Consider the following 22865-nt stretch of genomic DNA (forward strand, 5'->3'; position numbering starts at 1 on the left):
ATTACCGGCTGCTTACTGGCCCTTCACCGGCTGCGGCCGGGAAATCACCCAGGCGAGCCACAGGCCCAGCGCGTACAGCGGCACCCCCATCGCCAGCCGCATGGTCCCCAGCGCAGCAACATTGTCCGCAAGGTAAAGCGGCAGCTGCACGGCCAGGCGCAGGGCGAAGACGGCAATAATGATCCAGGTGGCCAGCGCATAGGCGCGCAGCCGTTTCGGTTCGGCGCGCCAGCCCACGTTCTCGCCGCGGATGAAGCCGAACAGCAGCCCGGCGACCGGCCACCTCACCGCGATGGAGACGGCGAAGGCCAGGATGTAGGCGCCGTTGGTGTAAAAGCCGGGGACAAAGTAGGTGGAGCCGCTGCCGCTGCGGAGCGCGAAGAAGGCGCAGATGGCCACGCCGATGACGCCGGTCAGCGACTGCACCAGGGGACGTTTCTGCACCAGGTTCGCGACGGCGAAGGCACCGGCGGCCACAACGGCAGCGCCGAGGGACAGATACAGTCCGCCCGTCACCGTGAAGAGCAGGGTGAAGAGCAGTCCGGGAAGGATGGCCTCGGCCAGCCCGCGGACCCCGCCGACGGACTTCAGCACGTCAATCTGCCCGTCGTCGCCGCGTTCGACCCCGGAGCGGGCGGCGTACTGACCTGCCAGCTCACTGATCGAAGGCTGGGGGTTGTCCCGGTCCTTGCCTTCGTGTTCTGGGCTGGTGTTCATTGTTCGCCTTCCGGACGTCCGATGATTTCATAGCGGGGGTTGAAGACGGTGGGGATTCCCCCGACCGTGCTCACCATGCCTTCGAAGGCTACCTGCGTTCCCGCAACAAGCCCTGGGATGCGCCGCTGGCCAATCCATACCAGCCGCACCCGGCGGCGGGCCTGAACAGCACCGGGATCCTTATACACACCCTGAAGTTCATCCAGGACCGCGCAGAAACGTGGAGCGGCGCCCGCCGGAGCCAGGGTGACCGATTCGACATAGCCGCTGCTGTGCACCCTGCCCCGGTCCGGGAGATCCGCGATCCTGAGCAGGGACGAAGCGCCCGCAGCCGGCGGCATCCGCCTGGCGGTCCTAGCCAATGGTCGTGATTTCCGGGCCCCGCTGCGGCGGCTCCGGCTTCGACGCTTCTCCCGTTGAGTCCGCGTTCTGCTTGGGCAGCGGGGAGGCGTCGCGCGGCAGGGTCAGCTGCAGCAGGTCACGGGGCGGCAGCGGGGCGTCGCCACGCACCACAACGACGTTCCGGAAGACGTCTTCGAGCGGCGCAGCGGCGTCCGGGTTCATGGCGGCGGGACCGCCGAAGACACCGCGGAGGAACCACCGCGGACCGTCGACGCCGACGAAGCGGGCTACCCGGTAACCCTTGGATCCGTCCTGCGCCTGCGCGGGAACCCTGGCCAGCAGCTCGGTGCCCAGGCGGCCCTCGAGTTCGTCCGCGGTGCCGCCCTGCGAGGAGACGGACTTAACGATCTGTGCGCGGATCTCGTCCCAGAGGGTTTCCGACCGGGGAGCGGCGAAAGCCTGCAGCTGGAGACTGGACCCGTCCAGGTCCAGGGTCACCGCGACGACGCGTTTGGTTTTTTCCTCGACTTCGAGCCGGAGGGCCAGGCCCTGGGTTGCCGCGATGCGCAGCGCGCCAAGGTCCACGTAGCCGTCTTCCGAAGGCCGGTCCGCTACGTCGAAGGGTCCGTGTTCGGGCCCGCCGCCGGCACCGTTCTGCGTGCCGGCTGCTGACTCTTCAGCGGATCCTGCCGACTCTGCCGGTTCAGCTGTGGTTTTCTTACGGCGCCCAAATGCCATCGCCTGGTCCTCTTTCCTCATCTGGAGCCGGGCCCTTGCAGCCCGGGATGTGCCGGCCTAGGCCGGGGGTGTGCCGAAACCGCCGGTGGAACCGAAGCCCCCGGCTCCGCGAACCGACTCGGAGAGTTCAGCCACCGGCTCGAAGTCCGCGTATTCCACGCGCTGGATCACCATCTGGGCGATCCGGTCTCCGCGCTTGAGGCTGATCGGCTCTGACACGTCTGTATTTAACAGTGTGACGGAGATTTCACCCCGGTAACCGGCGTCGACCGTTCCGGGTGCATTAACAATCGTCAGGCCGTGCTTGGTTGCCAGGCCCGAGCGGGGGTGGATCAGTGCCACGTAGCCGAAGGGGAGGGCGATCGAGACCCCGGTGGGCACCAGCCGGCGTTCTCCCGGTGCCAGCTCGACGTCGACGCGGGACCTCAGGTCCGCTCCGGCGTCGCCGGGGTGGGCGTAGGACGGCGCTTCGAGGCCGTCGTCGAGCATTTTCAGCTGGACTTTCACGCTGGGTCCTGCTTCCTGCACAGCTGTCTCCGGAATTCGCTAAGGGGTTGGTTCAAGGCATAAAACAGCGCCTCTGCAGGCGCCACCCCCACTTTAGCGCCTGCCCCTCCCCGCATGGCCCCCGGCGCGCGGGGAGGGCCGCGCGGCGGAGCCAAGATGAAAACGGTGGACAAAGGTGAAAAGCTAGGGGTATGTCAACCCCTGCCGACCAGAGCCCCTCCCAGACCGTGTTGTACTCCGAGCGGCTGCTGCCCGCTGTGTGGATCTGGCTGGTCATCGCCGGTATCGCCGGAACATTTGTCCTGGCCTTTATTCCGATCAGCCCGACAGTGGGTGTCGTCGTCGCGATCGTCGCAGCGGTGATCCTGACCGTGCTGCTGCTGATGTCCACCCCGGTGATCCGGGTGACCCCGGACACCCTCCAGGTGGGGCGCGCGCAGATCGAGCGGCGCTGGATTGGCGACGTCGGGGCCTTCCACGGCGAGGCGGCCACCCAGCAGCGCGGACCGGCCCTGAACGCCACGGCGTTCCTGTGCATCCGCGGCTGGATCAGCCCGGTCGTGAAAATCGAAATCACTGACCCGGCGGACCGCACACCGTACTGGCTTACCTCCACACGGCACCCGGAGAAGCTGGTCGACGCACTGCGGTCCTAGCTTCCGGAAGGAGCGTGGATCAGCCTTCGCACTCAACGCAGTAGTAGAGGCCGTCTTTTTCCTTGGCTATCTGCGACCTGTGCCGGACCAGGAAGCAGGAAGCACAGGTGAATTCGTCGGACTGCGCCGGGAGGACCCGGATCATCAGTTCCTCGCCGGACAGATCAGCGCCCGGGAGCTCGAAGCTGTCGGCTGCCTCGGCTTCATCTTCATCCACCACGGCGGATTGGGTATTGGTCCGGCGGGTCTTCAGCTCTTCAATCGACTCTTCGCTGGCGTCCTCGTCGGCCTTGCGCGGCGCGTCATAGTCTGTCGCCATAATCTTTATCTCTCACCATCGGTGTCAGTACTGCACGGGTAATACCAGCCGGTCCCGGCTCCGGGATCTTCCCGGTGTCGCTAGAGCGGCTAGGAATTATCAACGCCGCGGACGCACCGTTTGTGCCCGCCGAAGACAGATTTTTGCCGATGGAGAACGAAATAGCCAAGCCCGCCACTCCCCGGCGCCGCCCGAAGGCCTTAAACCGTGGCCCCGCAGGGTTCGGAATCCGCGCCACACCGGCCCAAACGATAGGATTTTGGGTGCCCGGGTGGCATTGTTTCAAGAAGGAGTTGCTATCGGGTGGAGGATTTTTTCATGCAGGATCTACGACTCGTGGGTATCCATGAGGGCGGCGAACATCTGCTGCTGAGCGGAAGGGGAGGCGAGACCTTCCGGCTGCGCATTGATGAAGCCCTGCGTGTTGCCGCGTCCCGCACCGGACGCCGGGCAGGTGCACCCGCGGAACCCGACGCCGGCCCCAGCATGACGCCCCGGGATATCCAGGCCCGGATCCGGGCAGGTGCCAGCGCGGAAGAAGTCGCCGAACTCTCCGGACACGACATCGCCCACATCCACCGCTACGAGGGGCCGGTCCTGGCTGAACGGGAACACATTGCCCGCCAGGCCCAGGGCGTTGAGGTCGCAGCCCCGATGTCCGCCACCCAGGACAGCCACCGCTCCGCGTTCGGCGACTCCCCCGTGAACCTCGGCGACATGGTCAGCCACCGGCTCCGGGCGTTCGGCGTCGATCCCGAGACCGTGGAATGGGATTCCTGGCGGCGCCCCGAAGGTTCCTGGGACGTCGTCGCCAGCTTCAGCCTCGGCGAGCAGTCCCGGGTTTCAGTCGGAGAGGAACCCCCGGCACGCTGGACCTACAACCCGCTGCGCCGGCAGGTGACCAATGCCAACCGCTGGGCGCAGCTGCTGAGCGAACTCGCACCCGTTGACTCCCCCGTTCCGTCCCGCCGGCTCTCCGCCGTCGCGGACCGGGTCTTCGATTTCGAAGCGGAAGGCCCCGCGGAGGAGCCGGATAACGTTACCGGGGAAGAGACCGATGAGCTGCTGAACGTTCTGCGCTCCCGCCGCGGGCAGCGGCTGGGCACCGATGAAGACGGCGACGACGCCCTGGCCGCCCTCCTGGCCAAGGGCAGCATTCCGGCCGCCCACCCCCGTGAGGGGCAGGCCGAACTTGAAGATGAGTCTGCTCTCCGCCCGCGGACCGGCCGGCTGAGCCTGGCTCCCGCCGCCCTCCCCACGGTTGAGGAAACCGCCGGCGAGGACGCCGAGGCAGAAGCGGACCCGCTGCGGCTTGATGAAGGTGTCAGCACCTCGACCCGCGAAATCAGCATTCTGGCCCGGCCGGTGCGCGGCGGCCGTCCGGAACCGGTGGAACCCGGCGCGGGCCGCGAAGACAGCGAGGATCAGCCCGAGGCAGAAGAGACACCGAAGGAACCCACGGAGCGCCGTCCGATTAAGCCCAAACGCTCCTCGGTTCCCAGCTGGGACGAAATTGTGTTTGGACGCAAGGGCGACTAGCCGCCCGTACGCTTTCGCCAGGCCGGGATGTCCCGGTCAGGCGAAGCGCCCGCGTTCGGCGGGGTTCCCACCCGGCGGGGCACCACCGCACCTGCCGTCCAAGCCCTAGCTGTCCTCGTCAGCGCCCTAGCTGTGCGGGGTATCGACGGCGCAGACGCCGGGATCCCCGCCAAGCTCCTTGAACCTGGCCGCCTGCTGGGCACCCATCCGCCGCATGTAGTGGCGCCGGCACAGTGTTTCGTAACCGACGACCGGGGCCGCCCCGGCTTCCTCCGGCGCGAAAAGGGCTTCCGGATCCGGCTCTGAGGAACGCTTGTCCACGTCACCCACGACCACCTGGTCTCCGGTCACCACCATCACGCCATTCACGGTCCGGGCGTTGTGGGTTGCCCGCCGCCCGCACCAGCACAAGGCTCTGACCTGCAGCACCTCAATCCGGTCTGCCAGCTCGATCAGCCGCTGCGATCCGGGGAAGAGGCGGGTGCGGAAGTCCGTGGCGATTCCGAAGGCGAAAACGTCCACGTCCAGCTCATCAACGATCCGGGCCAGTTGTTCAACCTGCTCTTCACTGTAAAACTGGGCCTCGTCACAGATCAGGTAGTCCACCCGGTCCCCCGCGCTGCGGCGGCGGACCACCTCTTCCCAGAAGTCGGTGCTGTCGCGCACTTCCACGGCGCGGGTGCGCAGGCCCAGCCGGCTGGAGATGACGGAATCACCGGCACGGTCATTTCGGCTGAAGAGGATGCCGCCCCTTCCACGGGCGCTGTGGTTGTAGTCCATTTGGAGTGCCAGCGTTGATTTGCCGCAGTCCATGGTGCCGGAGAAGAAAACCAGTTCGGCCATGACCTACTTCCGCCCGCCCTTGGCCGGCTGAGCCAGCGTCAGGAGCGGGACTTCGCGTTCAGCGCGTGTGAGTGACCCGTGCTGACCAACCATCTGCAGGGCAGACGGATTGGTCCGGCGCAGGTCATAGAGGGCGATAGGTTCCCGGGCAGCCACAAGCAGGTCCCCGATCCGCGGCAGGACCTCCGGCCGGACAGGCCCGAAGAGACCGGCATCGATGGCCTCGGCCCGGGTCAGGATCCAGGCCTTCGTTCCGTAGGCGCTGCGCCAGGCGGACGCCAGGCGGTCCAGGGTGCCTGCCGGGGCGTCGGGTTCAAGATACAGGTGCACCATGCGCGGCTCTCCGGCGGTGTGGCGGACGCCGTCCACCAGCAACGGATCAGCGGAGAAATCAATCCGGTCCTGCACGGCGGTGTCCACCATGCCGTGGTCACCGGTCAGCAGCACCAGGGTGTCCGGAGGTACCCTGGCGCTCAACCGCTTCAGGGCCGAGTCGATTTCCTCCAGCGTTCCACCCCACTCGGAGGACTGGGCACCGTACCGGTGTCCGGCTTTGTCCAGTTCGTTGAAGTAGAAATACATCAGCATCCGCTTTTCGGAGGCGAGCGTTTCCGCCGCCGCCTGGACCCGGGCATGGATTCCGGTTCCGGCCACGAAGGACCCCCCGCGAAGCGCTGCGCGTGTCATTGCTGAGCCGCCGAACCTGGGCAGGCTGACGGTGGCAACGGGAAGGTGCTCCGCCGCTCGTTCCAGCACGGTCGGGAACGGCTGCCACAGTTTAGGGTCTACTCCGGGGTCCCAGTTGCCGAGCATGTTGACGACTTTGTCCTGACCCGGATCAAGGACGTCATAGCCGACCATTCCGTGCTGCCCCGGCGGAAGGCCGGTGCCCAGCGAGCCAAGCGAGGCCGCCGTCGTCGTCGGGAACGCAGCGCTCAGCGTACGCCCGCTCTCCAGCAGGGAACGCAGGTAGGGGGCATGTCCGGCCCGCTGTTTGAGCAGGCTGCGGCCCAGGCCATCCACCATGACCACGCAGATGCGGCGTGCGGCGGGAAGGCCCAGGGTGTTGGCAAAACCGGGCACCTGCAGGGCGGCAGCGGCGCTGGTCAGGACTTCGGCAACAGAGCTTCGGCCGTACCCGGGTGCCTTGGGCAGCGGTTCCGCGGCAGCGGATGCTGAATCCATGCCCCTTACCGCTGGTGGTGGCCGCGGTTGAAGCGGCTGCCGATGCCCGGCATCCGCTGCCGGTCGGCGGCGGAATCGAAGCTGCGCATGTTCACGGTGTCGGTGTTGACCTTGCGCAGGGCGCGGGCAAACGCCTTCGCGTTCTGGACGGCCTGGATGCCGTCGGCCTCTGCGCTGACGCGCAGGACAATGTCTTCCTGGGCGATGGTTCCGGTGTAGCCGTGGTCGGCTTCGCATTGGGGATCGGCGCAGCCTGCGGGTCCCATGTCCAGCCGCTGCCCGCCGGACCAGGCGATGGCAAGGGTCAGTTCACGTGCCTGGTCGGACGGCTTGTAGTTCTGCGGCTGGGAATACATGTAGCCAAGGACCACGGAGCGGATCTGGGCCACCGGAACGGATTCGGTGGAGACCTGGGCCATCATCTGTTCCCCCTCCTCGTCCAGCTGCTGGTCATCCACGTGGGTGATCACCAGCATGTCGTCGGTGAGGACCAGGACGGTGATGTGCCGGTGCACCTCGGTGCGCTCGAAGTGGGTTTCCAGATGGATGATGTGGGAGAGCGGTTCACGCCCGTCCAGGGCATCGTGGACCACATCGGCCAGCAACGTGGGATAGAAGCCGGCGCGTTCCATGGAGGCGTCAAGGCTGCGGCGTTCAGCGGAAAGTAGCGGCGACATATCTCCAGTTTCCCCCAGACCGGGCCTGTGCACCTAAAAAGGCGCGCGCAACCTTGCCGCCGGTTCCCCGCGCGGCCCGGCCCGGCAGGCTAATCCCGCATCGCGCGGCGGGCGCTGTCCGTTCGCTGCTGGGGGTTGCCCAGCCGGATGTCGGCGCTGAGCACTGTGACACCCTGGACCGAGACAAGGACGGGGTTGATATCCACCAGGGCAATCTCCGGGTGCTCGTCCTTCAGCAGCGCGAGCCGGGAAATAACGTCCTCCAGGGCCGCAACATCCACCTTGGGCAGCCCCTGGTAGCCGAACAGGCGGCGGGAGGCGCGGGGCGCGCGGACAAGGTCGGCGATATCAACGTCGGTCAGCGGCGGGATGCCGTGCGCCCAGTCGTCCAGCAGGTTGACGGCATCCCCGGCAATACCGAAGGAGAGCACCGGCCCCAGCAGCGGATCTTCGATGGCGCGCAGGACGCAGCCCTGGCCGGACGGCGCCATGGACTGGACTTCGAGTTCAAACCGGCCATAGGGTTCCAACGCTGCACGCATTTCGGAAATATTGCTCCGCAGCGACTGCGGCGAGGAAATATTCAGCCGCACCCCACCCAGGTCCAGCCGGTGCCGCAGGTGTTCATCCATGGTTTTCAGGACCACCGGCCAGCCCAGCCGGTCAGCTGCTGCCACCGCTTCGTCTTCGGTGGAGAAGGGCAGCGAGGGCAGCAGCCTGATGCCGTAGAAAGCCAGCAGTTCAGTGGTTTCCTCCGGGCCGAGGCGGAGCAGATCGGTATTGGACACCCGGGTCATCTGGGCATCGATGAAGGCATGGGCCCCGTCAGTGTCCACACCGGCGGGTTCCGTGAAGTGCCCGTGTTCCCGCCCCGCCCACTCGGTGTAGCGGACGATCGCAGCCAGGGCGCTCACCGCGGCGCCCGGACTGGAGAACGACGGGAGTCCGGCAGGCGGCCGCACTGCTGTCCCTCCCCCGGGTTCGAGTCCTCCGCCGTCAGGTTCTTCGGCTTCGGCTTTGCCGGTTACCCCCGTGCCGGCCGCGCGGCTGGCCGGCGCGGCGCTCCCTGCGGATTCAGTGCGGGCTGCCAGGATGCCCTCGGCTAAGTGGCTGGGGTCCATGATGCCGGTGAAGACGGCGACCACGGGTTTGTCCGCCTCTGCCGCGCAGTCCAGCAGGCACTCGGCGATGCGGTCGGTGGTCAGCCCGGGTGAGGGCAGCAGGGTCACGACGGCGGAGTGGACGGCCTCGTCGGCCAGCGCCTTGGCCACCGCGTCGCGGAGCAGGGGAAGGGCAACACTCATGCCCCGGTCCAGGTCCAGGTCCGTGCGAAGGTGCACCGTCTCCAAATCCAGTGCGCCGGATGCGTCGGCCAGCACCCGGCCAAGAGCCACGGAATTACTCAGGACCGCCAGCCCCTTGCCCCGCGGCAGCGGCTGGCTGCAGGCAATCTGGGCCACGTCCATCAGCTCTTCATTGGTATCGACGCGGATAACGCCGGATTGGCGCAGCATCGCGTCCAGGGCGCCCTTGGGGGCCTGGGTCAGGCGGACGGCATGCCCCGGCGGCAGCTGCAGTCCGGTGACGTCGGACTTCGCCACAATGACAGGTTTGCTGGTCGCCAGCCGGCGGGCAATCCGGGAGAACTTACGCGGGTTGCCCACGGATTCCAGATACAGGCCCACCACCTGGGTGTCGGCGTCGTCTTCCCAGTACTGCATGGCGTCGTTGCCGGAGACGTCCGCGCGGTTGCCGGCGGATATTTTTGAGGAAATTCCGAGCTGCCGGCGCTGGGCCGCGGCATACAGCAGCACCCCGATCGCGGCCGACTGGCTGAAAAGGCCAAGCGTTCCCCGCCGCGGCAGCGCCGGCGCCATGGAGGCGTTCAGCGACACGTCCGGCCGGGTATTGATCAGGCCCAGGGAGGCCGGACCGAGCACCCGCATGCCGTTGGCCCTGGCATGCCGCACCAGGGTGCGCTGGCGGGCCAGGCCTGCTTCCCCGTCGTCGAACCCCGCACTGACCACCAGCAGGTGCTTCACGCCCGCGGCCGCGCATTCCTCCGCGACACCGAGGACCTGTTCGTGCGGGACGGCGATGACCGCCAGCTGGACGGGTTCGGGAATCTCGGAGATCTTCGCGTAGGAGACCATGCCGGCCAGTTCAAAGGCCTCCGGGTTCACCGCAAAGACGGACCCGGTGAAGCCGCCCTCCACGATGTGTTCCATGAGCTGATACCCCACGCTGCCCCACTCCCGGCTGGCTCCGATCACGGCAATGGACGACGGCGCCAGCAGGTCCGCGACGCTGCGCGCCTCCGCACGGTGTTCACGGGCTTCCATCACGGCACGGGACTTGTCCGTGGGATCAATATCGAAGTCCAGGGCGATAACACCGTCGTCGAAAGCCCGCCGGACCTCGTAGCCGGCATCGGCGAAAACACTGAGCATCTTCCGGTTCTCCGGCAGCACTTCGGCACTGAAGCGGCGGATTCCGTTCTCGCGGGCAGCAGCTGCCAGGTGCTCCAGGAGGATCGAGCCGATGCCGCGGCCCTGATGCTCGTCCGAGATGTTGAAGGCGACCTCCGCCTCGGTGGGATCATCGAGCCGGTCATAGCGGCCGATTCCGACGATCTCGGACCCGATTGTGAGAACAAACGCAACCCGGTCGCGGTAGTCCACGTGGGTAAAACGCTTAAGTTCCCGGCCGCTCAGTTTAGCCTTGTAGGTGAAGAACCTCAGATAGATGGAGCTCTGCGACTGCCGCATGTGGAATGCCTGCAACGCCTCGGCGTCGGCCGGTGAGACGGGCCGGAGATGACCCGTTCCGCCGTCCCGCAACACGACATCAGCTTCCCAATATTCGGGGTATTGTCCCTGCTCCGCCATAGACTCAGCGTAGTGGGGATTTTTCAGAACCCGCCACCGAACCGCCTGTGATCCGTACCGGGATTCCCCCTGGGCCCGGCAACGGATCACCACGGCAGGCAAAACTCCAACCGACAACCGCAAGGACGCAACAACTCCATGGCCCGGCGCTCCGCCTCCGCACCCCCTCCCGGCGAACCCATCGCCGAAAACATCATCGACATCGATGTTTCCACCGAGATGGAGGAATCCTTCCTCGAGTACGCGTACTCGGTGATCTATTCCCGCGCCCTTCCCGATGCGCGCGACGGCCTCAAACCGGTGCAGCGCCGCATCCTGTACATGATGTCGGAAATGGGCCTGCGGCCGGACCGGGGCCACGTCAAGAGCGCCCGGGTTGTCGGCGAGGTCATGGGCAAGCTGCACCCCCACGGCGACTCGGCTATCTACGATGCGATGGTCCGCATGGCGCAGGACTGGGCACTGCGCCTGCCGCTGATCGACGGCCACGGCAACTTCGGCTCCCTTGATGATGGTCCGGCTGCTTCCCGTTACACGGAAGCCCGGCTGGCTGCCGCTGCGCTGACCCTCACCGACCACCTTGATGAAGACGTGGTCGACTTCGTCCCCAACTACGACAACCAGCTGCTGCAGCCGGAGGTTCTGCCGGCTGCGTTCCCGAACCTGCTGGTCAACGGCACCACGGGCATCGCCGTCGGCATGGCCACGAACATGGCGCCGCACAACCTTGGCGAAGTCATCGCCGCCACGCAGCATCTGATCAAACATCCGGGGGCATCTCTGGAGGACCTGATGCGGTTCGTTCCAGGACCGGATCTTCCCACGGGCGGCCGGATCGTCGGCCTGGACGGCATCCGGGATGCCTATGCCACCGGCCGCGGTTCGTTCAAGACCCGGGCCAAGGTCGAAGTGGAGCAGCTCAGCGCGCGCCGCACCGGCCTGGTCGTCACCGAACTGCCGTACATGGTGGGACCGGAAAAGGTCGTCGAGAAGATCAAGGACGCCGTCACCTCCAAGAAGCTGCAGGGCATTTCCGATGTGGTGGACCTGACGGACCGCATGAACGGCCTGCGCCTGGTGATCGAGCTGAAGAACGGGTTCAATCCCAAGGCCGTGCTGGCCCAGCTTTACCGCTACACCCCGATGGAGGATTCCTTCGGCATTAACAATGTGACCCTGGTGGATGGCCAGCCCCGGACCCTGGGCCTGGTGGAACTCCTTCAGGTCTACGTGGCGCACCGCCTGGGTGTGGTGCGCCGCCGCACCGCCTACCGGCTGGGACGCAAAAAGGACCGGCTGCACCTGGTCGAGGGCCTGCTGATCGCAATCGTCGACATTGACGAGGTCATCCAGGTAATCCGCAGCTCGGATGAGACGGCCGAAGCGCGGACCCGGCTGATGTCCATCTACGACCTCACCGAAATCCAGGCCAACCACATCCTGGAGCTGCGCCTGCGCCAGCTCACCAAGTACTCGCGGCTTGAACTGGAAAAAGAGCAGGAAGAGCTGCGGGCTGCGATCGGCGAGCTCCAGGCCATCCTGGACTCGGAGGAACGGCTCCGCGGACTCGTTTCCGATGAACTGGGCGAGGTGGCCGCCAAGTACGCCACCCCGCGCCGGACCGTCCTGCTCGAGTCGGAGGCCGTAGCACCCCTGGCTGCCGAAACCGCTGCCGTAAAGGCGGGCAAGGGCGCCAAGGCTGTCCTCCCGCTGCAGATCCCGGATGATCCCTGCTGGGTGCTCCTGTCTGCCTCCGGCCAGCTGGCGCGCACCTCCAACCAGGAGCCGCTGACGGAAGGCGGCCAGCGGACCCGGCACGATGTTTTCCGCTCCGTGGTGGCGACGACGGCGCGGGGTGAAATAGGCGCGGTGACCTCCTCCGGGCGGATGATCAGGGTCCAGGTCATGGATATGCCTGCGCTTCCGCCAACGAACGGGCTGCCGAACCTGGCCGGCGGCGTTCCGGCGAAGGACTTCATGACCCTGACCAAGGGTGAGAAGCTGATCGGGCTGGTGCCGCTGAACGCCGTTCTGGCGCTGGGAACCCGCAACGGCGTGGTGAAACGGATTAATCCCGACTACCCCTTGAACCGCGATGACTGGGAAGCCATCACGCTCAAGGCCGGCGACGAAGTAGTCGGCGCCGGGGTTGCCGCCAATGATGACGACCAGCTCGTTTTTGCCACCAGGGACGCACAGCTGCTGCGCTTCTCCGCTTCACTGGTCCGGCCGCAGGGCAGGACCGCCGGCGGTGTAGCCGGAATGAAGCTGGGCAGCGGCGACGAGGTCATCTTCTTTGGTGTGGTGGCCGATTCTGACCCGGCCGCAGTCGTGGTGACCGTCGCCTCCGGTACTGAGACACTGCCCGGAACCCCGGGAGGGTCGGTCAAGGTCACCGATTTCGCCGAGTACCCGGCCAAGGGCCGCGCTACCGCCGGAGTCCGGGCTCACCGCTTCCTCAAGGGCGAAGACTCCCTGGTGGTGGCTTGGGCCGGCCACGGGCCTGCCAAGGCTGCTGCAGCGAACGGTGTGGCCCGGGCGCTGCCCACCGAACACGGACGGCGGGACGGTTCCGGCGTACCCCTGGCCAGCCCTGTGGACCACATCGGCCCCAGCCTCAGCCAGCCGGAATAGCCGGGCAGACAGAGCAGCAGACCGCCTGCGCGGTTTCGGTCACCGGCTGAAACCGCGCTGGCGGTTTTTTGCGACTCGCTTGCCTCTCTTTTCTACCTTTTTAGCCCCATTTTCAGCTCTTTTTCGCTTCCTTTTCCGCCTCTCTGTCGTGTCTCTTTCGGCTCTCTTTTTGTCCCTCCGGCCACGCCGGGACACTGCCTCCCGCCACTTCCTCCGCCGCAAACTGGGTACCCCAGAGGGGTATTCAAGGTCACGATGCCATAACTCCATTGCTTCCCAGTCTGGGCGCGGAATGTGAGCACCCTTACGAACAGTGCCGCAGCAGGAACCGTGCAGAATTACGCCGATAGCGAACTGATCATTGTTAGGGTTGCCAACGACCTCTCCGGGTCCCTGCCGCGCCGAATCCGGCCAGCGCAGGTTGCTGAGCACAGAACCAGAAACCCATGCGGGCTGGAGTTTTCAGTGTCGGTATGCATGGAAAGGGAACGATATTGAGTGAGAACGACACCATCCGGGACACCGTCCTGAAGGTGGAGAACGTCTACAAGGTCTTCGGCAAACGCCCCGCCGAAGCCGTCCGCAGGCTCCGGGACGGAGCCACCCGGACCGAGGTTGCGGGTTTGGGCACGGCAGCGGTCATCAACGCCTCCTTCGAGGTCAAGGCCGGCGAAATTTTTGTAGTGATGGGACTTTCCGGGTCCGGGAAGTCCACCCTCCTGCGCACCCTCAACGGGCTTCAGCCTGCAACCGCGGGTTCAGTCATCATCCAGGGCACGGACCTGTCCACCATTTCCGACAAGGAGCTGCGCGCAGTACGCCAGCAGCAGGTCTCCATGGTCTTCCAGCACTTCGCCCTGTTTCCACACCGCACCGTCTTGGAGAACGCCGCCTACGGACTCGAAGTCCAGGGCATGCCCCGGGCCGAACGGCTGGAAGCTGCGGGCAAGGTGCTGGACCTCGTAGGCCTTGGCAGCTGGGGTCACCGCTACCCGTCCGAACTCTCCGGCGGTATGCAGCAGCGCGTCGGCCTGGCCCGCGCCCTGGCCTCCGAAACCGGCATCCTTTTGATGGACGAAGCATTCTCCGCCCTGGATCCCCTGATCCGCCGGGAAATGCAGGAACAGCTGGTCTCGCTGCAGCAGGACCTCGGAAAAACCATCATCTTCATCACCCACGACCTGAATGAGGCCATGTTCCTCGGTGACCGGATCGCGGTGATGAAGGACGGGGAGATCGTGCAGATCGGTACCCCGGATGACATCCTGAGCCACCCGGCCAACGATTACGTTGCCCAGTTCGTGCAGGATGTGGACCGCACCCGGGTGCTGACCGCCGCCAGCGTGATGGAACCGGCACGTTCCGTCGTGACGCTCTCCGGCGGGCCCCGCGGTGCCCTGCGCACCATGCGGGACCTGCAGACCTCTGCCGCGTTCGTCGTCGACCGCCGGCGCACCTTCCTGGGAACGGTCACCGACCGTGACGTGATGGCGCTGGTCGAACAGCGCAATCCCGATCTTGCTCCGGCCATCCGGCCCGGTAACCCCGTGGACGGCGAGACGGCGCTGGCGCAGCTGTTTGGCATGGCTGTGGAAAGTCCCGTTCCGCTGCCGGTCACCGATGCCGCAGGCCGGCTGGTGGGTGCCGTCCCCCGGGTCACACTGCTGGCAGCGCTGGGCAACGTCCCGTCCTCCACCACGGATATTCCGGTGGTGGACGCCCCGCCGCCTCCCCTGCCCGAAAACCTCGTGACCGCCACACTGGATTCCTCGGCCCCCGCAGGAGGCATCGCATGAACGGCTTCCGCATTCCCCTCGGTGACTGGATTGAGGTGGCCCTGGACTGGGTCATTGATGTCTTCGGACCGCTTTTCGACGCCATCCGCACGGCTTTCCGCGGCGCATATGACGGCCTCGAATGGATCCTCCAGGCGCCCCCGTTCTGGGCGGTCCTGATTGTCCTGGCCGGACTGGCCTGGCTTTCGCGCGGCTGGAAGCTCGGGGCCGGGACCGCTGCCGGTTTCGTGCTGATTTACAGCGTGGACCAGTGGGAAAACGCCATGGAAACACTGGCCCTGGTACTCGTCGCGAGCGTCGTCGCCGTCCTCATCGGGATTCCGCTGGGCATCCTGGCGGCACGCTCCCGCGCGGCCTCCGCGGCGATCCGCCCGGTGCTCGACTTTATGCAGACCATGCCGGCAATGGTCTACCTCATCCCGGCACTGATCATCTTCCGGGTCGGTGTGGTCCCGGGCATCGTCGCGACGATCATTTTCGCCATGGCACCAGGTGTCCGCTTCACCGAACTGGGCATCCGCGGCGTCGACGCCGAAGTGGTCGAAGCCGGTGCGGCCTTCGGCTCCACACCGGGCCGCATCCTGCGGCAGATCCAGCTGCCCCTGGCCCTGCCCACCATCATGGCCGGCATTAACCAGGTCATCATGCTCTCCCTCTCCATGGTGGTTATCGCCGGCATGGTGGGCGCGGGCGGCCTGGGCCAGGACGTCGTCGCAAGCCTGACCCGGCTGGACCCGGCCCTCGGCTTCGAAGCCGGAATCGCCGTCGTCATCCTCGCCGTGTATCTGGACCGCCTGACCTCCAGCCTGGGCAGCCGGGCCCGCAGCCGCATCCCGGCTGCCGCCAGCGCCTCTTGACCTGACCTCAAACAGCCTGTGCACCCCTGCACAGCCGCGAAAGGAAAGAACCAATGAAGAACCTCGCTAAACTTGCCGCCGCAGTATCCGTAGCCGCGCTGGCGCTCACCGCCTGCGGCGCCGACGCCGACGCCAGCTCCGGACCGGAGAACGGAGACAAGAAAGACCTGACCATCGCCGTCTTCAACGGCTGGGACGAAGGCATTGCCGCCTCGGAGCTGTGGAAGGCCGTCCTGGAGGAAAAGGGCTACAACGTCGACCTCGAGTACGCGGACCCGGCACCGGTCTACGCGGGCCTGGCCAGCGGCGACTATGACCTCTCCCTGGATACCTGGCTCCCCATCACGCACGCCAGCTACCTGGAAAAGTACGGGGCGGACATGGTGGACCTCGGGGTCTGGAATGACGATGCCAAGCTGACGATCGCGGTCAATGAGGATGCACCCATCGACTCGCTCGAGGAACTGGCAGCCAACGCCGACCTCTTCAGCAACCGACTGGTAGGCATCGAGCCCGCCGCTGGCCTCACGGAGACGACCAGCAACGAAGTGATCCCCGGCTACGGGCTGGAATCCATGGAATACCTCACCTCCTCGACCCCGGCCATGCTCTCGGAGCTGAAGAGTGCCACGGCCAACGGTGAGAACATCGCCGTCACCCTGTGGCGCCCGCACTGGGCCTATGACGCCTTCCCGATCAAGGACCTTGCCGATCCGAAGGGCACGCTCGGAGACGCTGAGGGTATCCATTCCTTCGCAAGCAAGGACTTCGAAGCTGATTTCCCCGCCCTGGCCGGGTGGATCAAGGACTTCAGCATGGATTCCGAGACCCTGTTCTCCCTCGAGAACGCCATGTTCAACGGCGAAGACGGCGGCAAGGACTACTCCGCCGTGGTCAAAGCCTGGATGGAAGACAACCAGGAGTTCGTGGATTCCCTGACCCAGGACTGATTGGCCGGATGTACACCTGCGGCGCCCGCTCCCCTGCCTTCCAAGGGGTCGGGCGCCGCTGGCGTAAGGTGGGACGCGTGGGAAAGAAAGCACTGAGTACAGCCAGCGAGGACTACCTCAAGGTCATCTGGACCGCCCAGGAATGGACGGACGAGCCCGTCACCGTGTCCGCGCTCTCAGCCCATCTTGGATTTTCCGCGTCCTCCGTTTCGGAAGCCGTCAAGAAACTGGCTGCACAGGGATTCCTGACCCACGCCCGCTACGGTTCGGTGGCCTTGACTGCCGAAGGTGAACACGCTGCGGTGAACATGGTCCGCCGGCACCGGCTGATCGAGACGTTCCTCGTGGAGTACCTGGGCTACGGCTGGGACGAAGTGCACGACGAAGCCGAAAATCTGGAACACGCGGTCTCCGACAAGATGGTCGAAGCGCTGGCCCTGCGGTTGGGAAACCCGGTGCGTGACCCGCACGGCGACCCGATCCCGGCCCGTGACGGCAGCCTGCCGCCGCTGGAGGCGTCCCGGCTGAGCCAAAGTGAGACCGGCCGGCGCCTGCGGATTGCCCGGGTCTCGGATGACAGCCCGGAGCTGCTGCGCTATCTGGGCGGCATGGGACTCGGACTCGATGCAGAACTCAGCATCGTGGAACGCCAGGCCTACGCGGGAACCCTCACCCTCGACCGCGGCGGTGACCGGGTGGAACTCGGCTTGCCGGCAGCTGAGGCCATCTGGGTGGTTCCGGCCTAGTTCCGGGTGTTTCCCCGCGCCGGCAGCAGATCAGGCCGGCGCCGGATCACGTCAGCGGCAGGTCGAAGGTAATCTGCCGGCTCACCGGGGTGTAGCCCAGCTGCTCATAAATACGCAGGGCTCCGGAGGGGTTCTCCGTGTCAACTCCGAGACCGGCGTGCTCCATCCCGGACTCCCGGAACCGGCGCATCGCCTCGGAGAGCATGGCCGGTGCAAGCCGCATCCCGCGCCAGTCCCGCAGGACCCCCAGCAGTTCGGTGTAACCCTCGGTGTAGCCGAAGATGTCCTTTGTCTCCGGGTCATAACTCGCAAGCTGGTAGGCGGTGATGCCGCCCGAGGACTTTTCCACTACCGCGAAGCTCCAGTCGGCGCGGAACTGGGGATGGGTGACCGTGAACTTCCAGTTCTCCGCATCCCGCGGTTCGCTCCCCCAGTGGTCGAGGAAAGCCTCGTTGTGCGCCAGCCGGAACCGTTCAGAGAGCTCTTCCCGGAAGGTCACGAATTCCATGCCTTCCGGCAGCGGAACATCGGGCAGCTCCCCGGTCAGCGGCCGGGTCATCTCCGTGAAGTACCGGACCGCCTTGGCGCCGGCGGAGGAAAGCAGTGCCGCATGTGAGGCGTTGTTCTCTTCAGCGAAACTGCGCAGTACCGCGTCGCCCTTTTCCTTACCGGTGAGCCGGTTCCGGGCGCGGGACGCCTGCCAGCGGTAGACCGCGGTACCAATCCCCCGCCGGCGCCACTCCGGGTCCACCCCGCCGAATCCCAGGACCCGCCCGGAACCGGGGTTAGCGGTCACGGATCCGAAGGCCCGGATGGTCCCTTTGCTGTCATGGCCAAGGAGGGTGTCCAGTGCCGGGTCGTCGCTGGGGCGGGCGAGGATATGTTCCAGGTCAGCCCGGTCCTCCACCCAGCCGGGCTTGTCCGCCTCTGCCATCCGGCGGATCAGCGCGTGCCAGCCATCCAGGTCCTCCGTCGTGATGGGACGCCAGATCAAACCGGTCTGCGGCCCAGGGCGCTCCACGTTTTCCGGGACAGTCATGCGCCCTAGCGTACGGCAAGAGGCCGTCCGGCTGAACCCAGTTCGAGCCGCCGGCCGCACCATGCTGCATCAGCGGGATTGTGCGTCACCACCACCACGGACTTACCGTTGAGCCCCTGCCGCAGGTCAGCCATCAGCTGTTGTCCGGCGGCCGGGTCCAGATGGGCGGTCGGCTCGTCCAGAAGTACGACGTCGGCTTCCGTCAGCAGCGCCCGGGCCACGGCGAGCCGCTGGCGCTGGCCGCCGGAGAGGAAATGGCCTCCGTTGCCGATCCTGGTGTCCAGTCCGTCTTCCAGCCCGGCAAGCAGCTGCCCCAGGCCTACGGCCTCCAGTACTTCCAGCATCTCGGCTGTGGAGGGAGCCTTGGCCCGGTCCCGGGCCAGCAGGAGGTTCCCACGCAGGGTCGAATCGAAGAGGTGTGCTTCCTGCGGACACCACGCCATACCGCGGGCCTCGCGCGGAAATTCCGAGGCCGGCTTTCCATCGATCAGGAAGGTGCCCTGCTTGGGTTCCAGGAAGCCCAGCAGCACGCCAAGCAGCGTGGACTTCCCGCTGCCCGATTCGCCGGTGACTGCCAGCCAGTCGCCGGGCTGCAGGTTGAGGTCCACACCGTCGAGCACATCGGAGGCGGCACCCGGATAGCGGTAATGGATGCCTCGCAGTTCCAAGGCGCCGGGCTTTGTGGGCACTGTCCGGAGCCCGGTGCCGGGCTCGCCGCCCTCAACGGGCGGTCCGGCCTCCGGGGCAGTTCCGGAGTAAACCTCGCTGGAACCAAGATCCGGAAGGACCTTGTCTCCGAGGATCCGCCAGGCACCGAGTTGCTGAATCGAAGCGTTTACCGCAGCAAAGCACTCAAGCAGTGCCAGCTGCATCAGGACGATCACCGCGGCGACCGTAGCAGGCGCACCCTGGGCGAGGGTCATGATCCACAGGGCGGCTCCGGCGCAGGCAAGGGCTGTGACTGCATTGGCGAGGCCCTGCGCCCAGGCGCTGCGGCGGACGGCCTGGGCGGCAGCGGAATCGTAGCTTCGCTGCCTGGCAACCACCGGCCCTGAGCTGCTGTTTCCTTCCAGATCCGGCGCCGCAGCCAGCAGCTTGGTCATGCCGGCCATGGCCGTGGACTGCAGGGTCACAGTCCGGGCACGGGCGGATGAATCCGCCCAGTGAGCCAGCAGGGGTGAGACCACCAGACCGACCAGGCAGAGGCCAATCTGCACCCAGATGGCTTCGGGGACCAGGATCCAGGTCGCAGCGCAGGCCGCCACCGCTGTCACAAAGCCAGTGAGCGGTGCGAACACCACCCGGGGAGCAATATCACGCAGTTCATCGACGTCGCCCACCAGCCGTTCCAGCGCTCCGCCGCCGCGGGACAGCCGGCGCCACCCCTCCGGGCGGTTCAAGAGGCCGTTCCAAAGCCGGATGCGGATGGAGTTGGTCGCCCGGAAAACGGCGTCGTGCAGGTGAAGGCGTTCGCGGTAGCGCAGGACGGCGCGTCCGATTCCGAAGAACCGCACACCAACGATCGCGGTCAGCAGGTAAAGGATGGGCGGCTGCTCGGAGGCTCTGACGATGAGCCACCCGGACAGGGCGCTCAGCGCGACGGCGAAGATGGTGGCGCCGGTGCCGTACGCGAGTGCCTGCAGGAACTGGGGGCTCCAGGGACGCAGGATGAGCAGGTTCTTCCAGAGCGGCTGGTGCTTCGTGCCCTGAGCGTCGCCGGTCCCCGGGCTGGCCACGGTGTCAGCCGGCTCCTGGCGTACGGCCGCGGGGGCAGCCACCCCAGCGGGCTGCGGAAGGGTGGCCGCTGGGTTCACGCTGCCGGCGACGGGGATGACGGTGTCGGCAATGGCTGCCGTTTCCGGATCATGGGCGACCAGCAGGACCGTGCAGTCTCCCCGCAGGCGGGTCAGGGCGGCACGGACAGCGGCGGCGCTGCGGGAGTCAAGGTGTGCGGTGGGCTCGTCGGCCAGCAGGACCCGGACGCCGGAGCCGTTCTGGATGCGGGCTATCGCCCGGGCCACGGCGACCCGGCGCTGTTCGCCGGGGCTCAGGTCCCCGGACTGCGCGTCCAGCAGGTGCAGTGCTCCGATCTCAGCCAGTGCCCGGCTCGCGGCCCGGCGCCGGTCCCGGGGATCGGACAGTCCGGAGTACAGTCCGATTTCTGCTTCCACCGTGTCCTCGACGAGCACGGGGTGCTGCGGTATCCAAGCGGTTTCAGCACGGCCGATCCCCTCGACCTGCCCGGTAATTTCCGTGCCCGAGCCGCTGCGGCGCAGGCCGGCCAGGATTTCCAGGACCGTGGTTTTTCCACTGCCGCTGGGTCCGGTCAGGGCGGCGATGCTGCCCTGGGGCACCGTGAGGTCCAGATCCTGAAGCACGGGTTCAGCACGTCCCGGGTAGCGGACGGTGAGTCCCCGGACGTTTAGCCCGGGGCCGGCGGCGTTCCCCGCCGCGGCCGCGGGCGGGGTCAGCGGTTTGGTTTCGGGAACGTCCAGAACGGCGTTGGTCCGCTTCAGGGCTTCCAGCCCGTCTTCGCTGGCGTGATGCGCGGTCCCGAGATCGCGCAGCGGCTGGTAGCACTCGGGCGCCAGGATCAGTGCCAGCAGTCCCATTTCAAGCGGCATGTCCCCGTGGACCAGGCGGACGCCGATGAAAACGGCCACCACGGCTACGGAGATGGTGGCAATGAGTTCCAGTGCCAGGGAAGACAGGAAGGCGACCCGCAGGGTCTCCAGTGTGGTTTTGCGGTACCGGTCTGCGACGTCGCGGAGCGCGCGGGTCTGGGCGTTGGCGCGGCCCAGACCCACGAGCACCGGCAGACCCTTGGCCAGTTCCAGCATGTTGTCGGAGAGACGGTTCAAGGCGTCGATTGCCTTGGCGGTCTTATCCCCGGTGTGCAGGCCGATCAGCACCATAAAAACAGGTACCAGCGGAACGGTCAGCACAATGACGACGGCGCTGATCCAGTCGGCGGCCAGGATGCGTGCGCCCACCAGCAGCGGCACCACGGCGCAGGTAACCAGCGCCGGCAGGTACTTGGCGTAGTAGTTGTCCAGTCCGTCCAGGCCGCGGGTCAGGAGCACGCTGAGCGCACCGCTGCCCATCCCGGGAACCGTTCCGCCGTCGTCCAGCACCCGGTCGGTGAGCCGGCTGCGCAGTTCGTCCTTCACACCGGCGGCCGCCCGCTGGGCCACCGTTTCCTGCGCCCACATGGCCAGGGAGCGCAGCAGCGCACCGGACACACCGGTCGCCGCGACATAGCCCCAGTCCGGGCCGCCGGCAGCCAGCCCGGCAATGCCAGCGGCGATGCCGGTGGCGAGCAGGACCAGTCCCACGGCTTTCACAGCTGCGAGCAGGCCCAGCAGGTAAAGGGCCCGGCGGCTGGTGGCGCTGACCGGAAGGACGGGTTTCACTGGGCGTTGATCCGGTGGACCGCCGGGATGGAGTCAGCCGAGACGCGCTTGCGGAACACCCAGTAGGTCCAGCCCTGGTAAAGAAGCACGATCGGCAGCCCGAACAGGGAGACCCAGCTCATGACCTGGAGGGTGTAGGGGCTGGAGGACGCGTTCTCGACGGTCAGGTTCCAGGCGGAATCCAGCGTGGACGGGAGGACCACCGGGTACATCGCCGCGAAGATTGATACGGCACCGGCCAGCAGGAACAGACCCAGGAACGTGAAGGTCAGGCCTTCCTTCTCAAGCTGCGCCATGCGCCAGGCGATAAGGACTGCCAGGACCGCGACGGCCAGCGGAATCATCGAGAGGAAGTCGCCGCTCAGCAGCTGCACACCGATTGCCCAGGCTGCCAGGGGCAGGATGCCCAGGGGCAGCCAGCGGACCAGGGCGCGCCGGGCACGGACCCGGATTTCGCCGTCGGTCTTGAGCATCAGGAAGGCGCAGGCATGAATCAGGCAGAAGCCGACGACGGCGAGGCCGCCCAGCACGGCCCACGGGGTCAGCCAGGCGAAGGCTCCGCCCACCCGGTCACCATTCTCATTCAGCGGCAGGCCAGTGGAGGTCAGGGCCAGGGCGGCGCCGACGCCGAAGGCGCTGACCAGGGAGCCCAGGGACATCGCCCAGTCCCAGCCGCCGCGCCAGCGGTCCGAATCCCGCTTGCCGCGGTATTCGATGGACACGGCACGGAAGATCAGGCCGAGCAGCACCAGGACCAGCGGGACGTAGAGCGCGGAGAACAGGGCTGCGTACCAGAACGGGAAGGCCGCGAACGTCATGGCGCCAACGGTGATCAGCCACACTTCGTTTCCGTCCCAGACCGGTCCGATGGTGTTCAGCAGGACACGGCGTTCGCGTTCGTTGCGGGCAAAGAGCTTCATGAGCATGCCCACGCCCAGGTCGAAGCCTTCGAGGAAGAGGTAGCCGACCCACAGGAAGGCGATAACGATGAACCAGATTGTTGGAAGCGTCATTTTCTG

The 22865-nt window shown here is 66.5% G+C and carries 19 protein-coding genes; 7 read left to right on the forward strand and 12 right to left on the reverse strand.

From position 1 onward, the window contains the following. Positions 1-12: 12 nt before the first annotated feature. The 4 genes from AL3_RS12055 to dut are packed head-to-tail and all read right to left on the reverse strand — an operon-like array spanning position 13 to position 2340. The gene (locus AL3_RS12055) at positions 13-717 is read right to left on the reverse strand and encodes a DUF3159 domain-containing protein (protein WP_066301148.1); all 705 of its coding nucleotides are present in this window, start codon (positions 715-717) and stop codon (positions 13-15) included. Next, positions 714-1058 (reverse strand): hypothetical protein, encoded by a 345-nt coding sequence (locus AL3_RS12060; RefSeq protein ID WP_066301149.1) that lies wholly within the window; start codon positions 1056-1058, stop codon positions 714-716. The genes AL3_RS12055 and AL3_RS12060 overlap by 4 nt, the downstream gene beginning before the upstream one ends. A gap of 13 nt (positions 1059-1071) precedes the next feature. Continuing rightward, the gene (locus AL3_RS12065; RefSeq protein WP_066301151.1) at positions 1072-1797 is read right to left on the reverse strand and encodes a DUF3710 domain-containing protein; all 726 of its coding nucleotides are present in this window, start codon (positions 1795-1797) and stop codon (positions 1072-1074) included. A gap of 57 nt (positions 1798-1854) precedes the next feature. Next, a complete protein-coding gene (gene dut, locus AL3_RS12070) occupies positions 1855-2340 on the reverse strand; it encodes a dUTP diphosphatase (RefSeq protein WP_066301153.1) in 486 nt (161 codons plus the stop codon). Positions 2341-2495: 155 nt separating this feature from the next. On the opposite strand from dut, the gene AL3_RS12075 reads away from it, so the two are divergent. Further along, a complete protein-coding gene (locus AL3_RS12075; RefSeq protein ID WP_066301155.1) occupies positions 2496-2960 on the forward strand; it encodes a DUF3093 domain-containing protein in 465 nt (154 codons plus the stop codon). 19 nt (positions 2961-2979) lie between these two features. Here the strand turns inward: AL3_RS12075 and AL3_RS12080 are convergent, their stop codons facing one another. Continuing rightward, positions 2980-3279: a DUF4193 domain-containing protein gene (locus AL3_RS12080; RefSeq protein WP_066301157.1), complete on the reverse strand. Its 300-nt coding sequence runs from the start codon at positions 3277-3279 to the stop codon at positions 2980-2982. Between the two features lie 318 nt (positions 3280-3597). Here AL3_RS12080 and sepH point away from each other — a divergent pair, with 318 nt between their 5' ends. Further along, on the forward strand, positions 3598-4818 hold the full coding sequence (gene sepH / locus AL3_RS12085) for a septation protein SepH (RefSeq protein ID WP_066301515.1): 1221 nt from the start codon (positions 3598-3600) through the stop codon (positions 4816-4818). Between the two features lie 126 nt (positions 4819-4944). Here sepH and AL3_RS12090 read toward each other — a convergent pair whose 3' ends face one another. From AL3_RS12090 to AL3_RS12105, 4 genes are all read right to left on the reverse strand, one after another. Further along, complete coding sequence (locus AL3_RS12090) at positions 4945-5661, reverse strand: thymidine kinase (RefSeq protein WP_066301159.1); 717 nt, start codon at positions 5659-5661, stop codon at positions 4945-4947. Positions 5662-5664: 3 nt separating this feature from the next. Further along, positions 5665-6846, reverse strand: coding sequence for an alkaline phosphatase family protein (locus tag AL3_RS12095; RefSeq protein WP_066301160.1), 1182 nt, complete (start codon positions 6844-6846; stop codon positions 5665-5667). A 5-nt stretch (positions 6847-6851) separates the two neighbouring features. Next, complete coding sequence (locus AL3_RS12100) at positions 6852-7523, reverse strand: DUF5998 family protein (RefSeq protein ID WP_083521700.1); 672 nt, start codon at positions 7521-7523, stop codon at positions 6852-6854. Between the two features lie 89 nt (positions 7524-7612). Further along, a complete protein-coding gene (locus AL3_RS12105; RefSeq protein WP_066301165.1) occupies positions 7613-10411 on the reverse strand; it encodes a bifunctional acetate--CoA ligase family protein/GNAT family N-acetyltransferase in 2799 nt (932 codons plus the stop codon). A 138-nt stretch (positions 10412-10549) separates the two neighbouring features. On the opposite strand from AL3_RS12105, the gene AL3_RS12110 reads away from it, so the two are divergent. The 5 genes from AL3_RS12110 (at position 10550) to AL3_RS12130 (ending at position 17394) form a co-directional block, all read left to right on the forward strand. After that, positions 10550-13045: a DNA gyrase/topoisomerase IV subunit A gene (locus tag AL3_RS12110; RefSeq protein ID WP_066301167.1), complete on the forward strand. Its 2496-nt coding sequence runs from the start codon at positions 10550-10552 to the stop codon at positions 13043-13045. Positions 13046-13539: 494 nt separating this feature from the next. Continuing rightward, on the forward strand, positions 13540-14841 hold the full coding sequence (locus tag AL3_RS12115) for a quaternary amine ABC transporter ATP-binding protein (RefSeq protein WP_246168526.1): 1302 nt from the start codon (positions 13540-13542) through the stop codon (positions 14839-14841). After that, on the forward strand, positions 14838-15698 hold the full coding sequence (locus AL3_RS12120) for an ABC transporter permease (protein WP_066301169.1): 861 nt from the start codon (positions 14838-14840) through the stop codon (positions 15696-15698). The genes AL3_RS12115 and AL3_RS12120 overlap by 4 nt, the downstream gene beginning before the upstream one ends. Positions 15699-15751: 53 nt before the next feature. After that, a complete protein-coding gene (locus tag AL3_RS12125; protein WP_066301173.1) occupies positions 15752-16648 on the forward strand; it encodes a glycine betaine ABC transporter substrate-binding protein in 897 nt (298 codons plus the stop codon). A gap of 77 nt (positions 16649-16725) precedes the next feature. Continuing rightward, positions 16726-17394 carry a metal-dependent transcriptional regulator gene (locus AL3_RS12130; RefSeq protein WP_246168524.1) on the forward strand — a complete coding sequence of 223 codons (669 nt, stop codon included), beginning with the start codon at positions 16726-16728 and terminating at the stop codon, positions 17392-17394. 46 nt (positions 17395-17440) lie between these two features. Here the strand turns inward: AL3_RS12130 and AL3_RS12135 are convergent, their stop codons facing one another. The 3 genes from AL3_RS12135 to cydB are packed head-to-tail and all read right to left on the reverse strand — an operon-like array spanning position 17441 to position 22859. Beyond that, entirely contained in the window at positions 17441-18433 is a 993-nt protein-coding gene (locus AL3_RS12135; protein ID WP_246168522.1) for a GNAT family N-acetyltransferase, read from the reverse strand. Between the two features lie 5 nt (positions 18434-18438). Beyond that, positions 18439-21846: a thiol reductant ABC exporter subunit CydD gene (gene cydD / locus AL3_RS12140; protein ID WP_066301176.1), complete on the reverse strand. Its 3408-nt coding sequence runs from the start codon at positions 21844-21846 to the stop codon at positions 18439-18441. Continuing rightward, positions 21843-22859 (reverse strand): cytochrome d ubiquinol oxidase subunit II, encoded by a 1017-nt coding sequence (cydB, locus tag AL3_RS12145; RefSeq protein ID WP_066301179.1) that lies wholly within the window; start codon positions 22857-22859, stop codon positions 21843-21845. The genes cydD and cydB overlap by 4 nt, the downstream gene beginning before the upstream one ends. Positions 22860-22865 lie beyond the last annotated feature (6 nt).

Source organism: Arthrobacter luteolus NBRC 107841 (assembly GCF_001552075.1).
Lineage (GTDB): Bacteria > Actinomycetota > Actinomycetes > Actinomycetales > Micrococcaceae > Arthrobacter_B > Arthrobacter_B luteolus.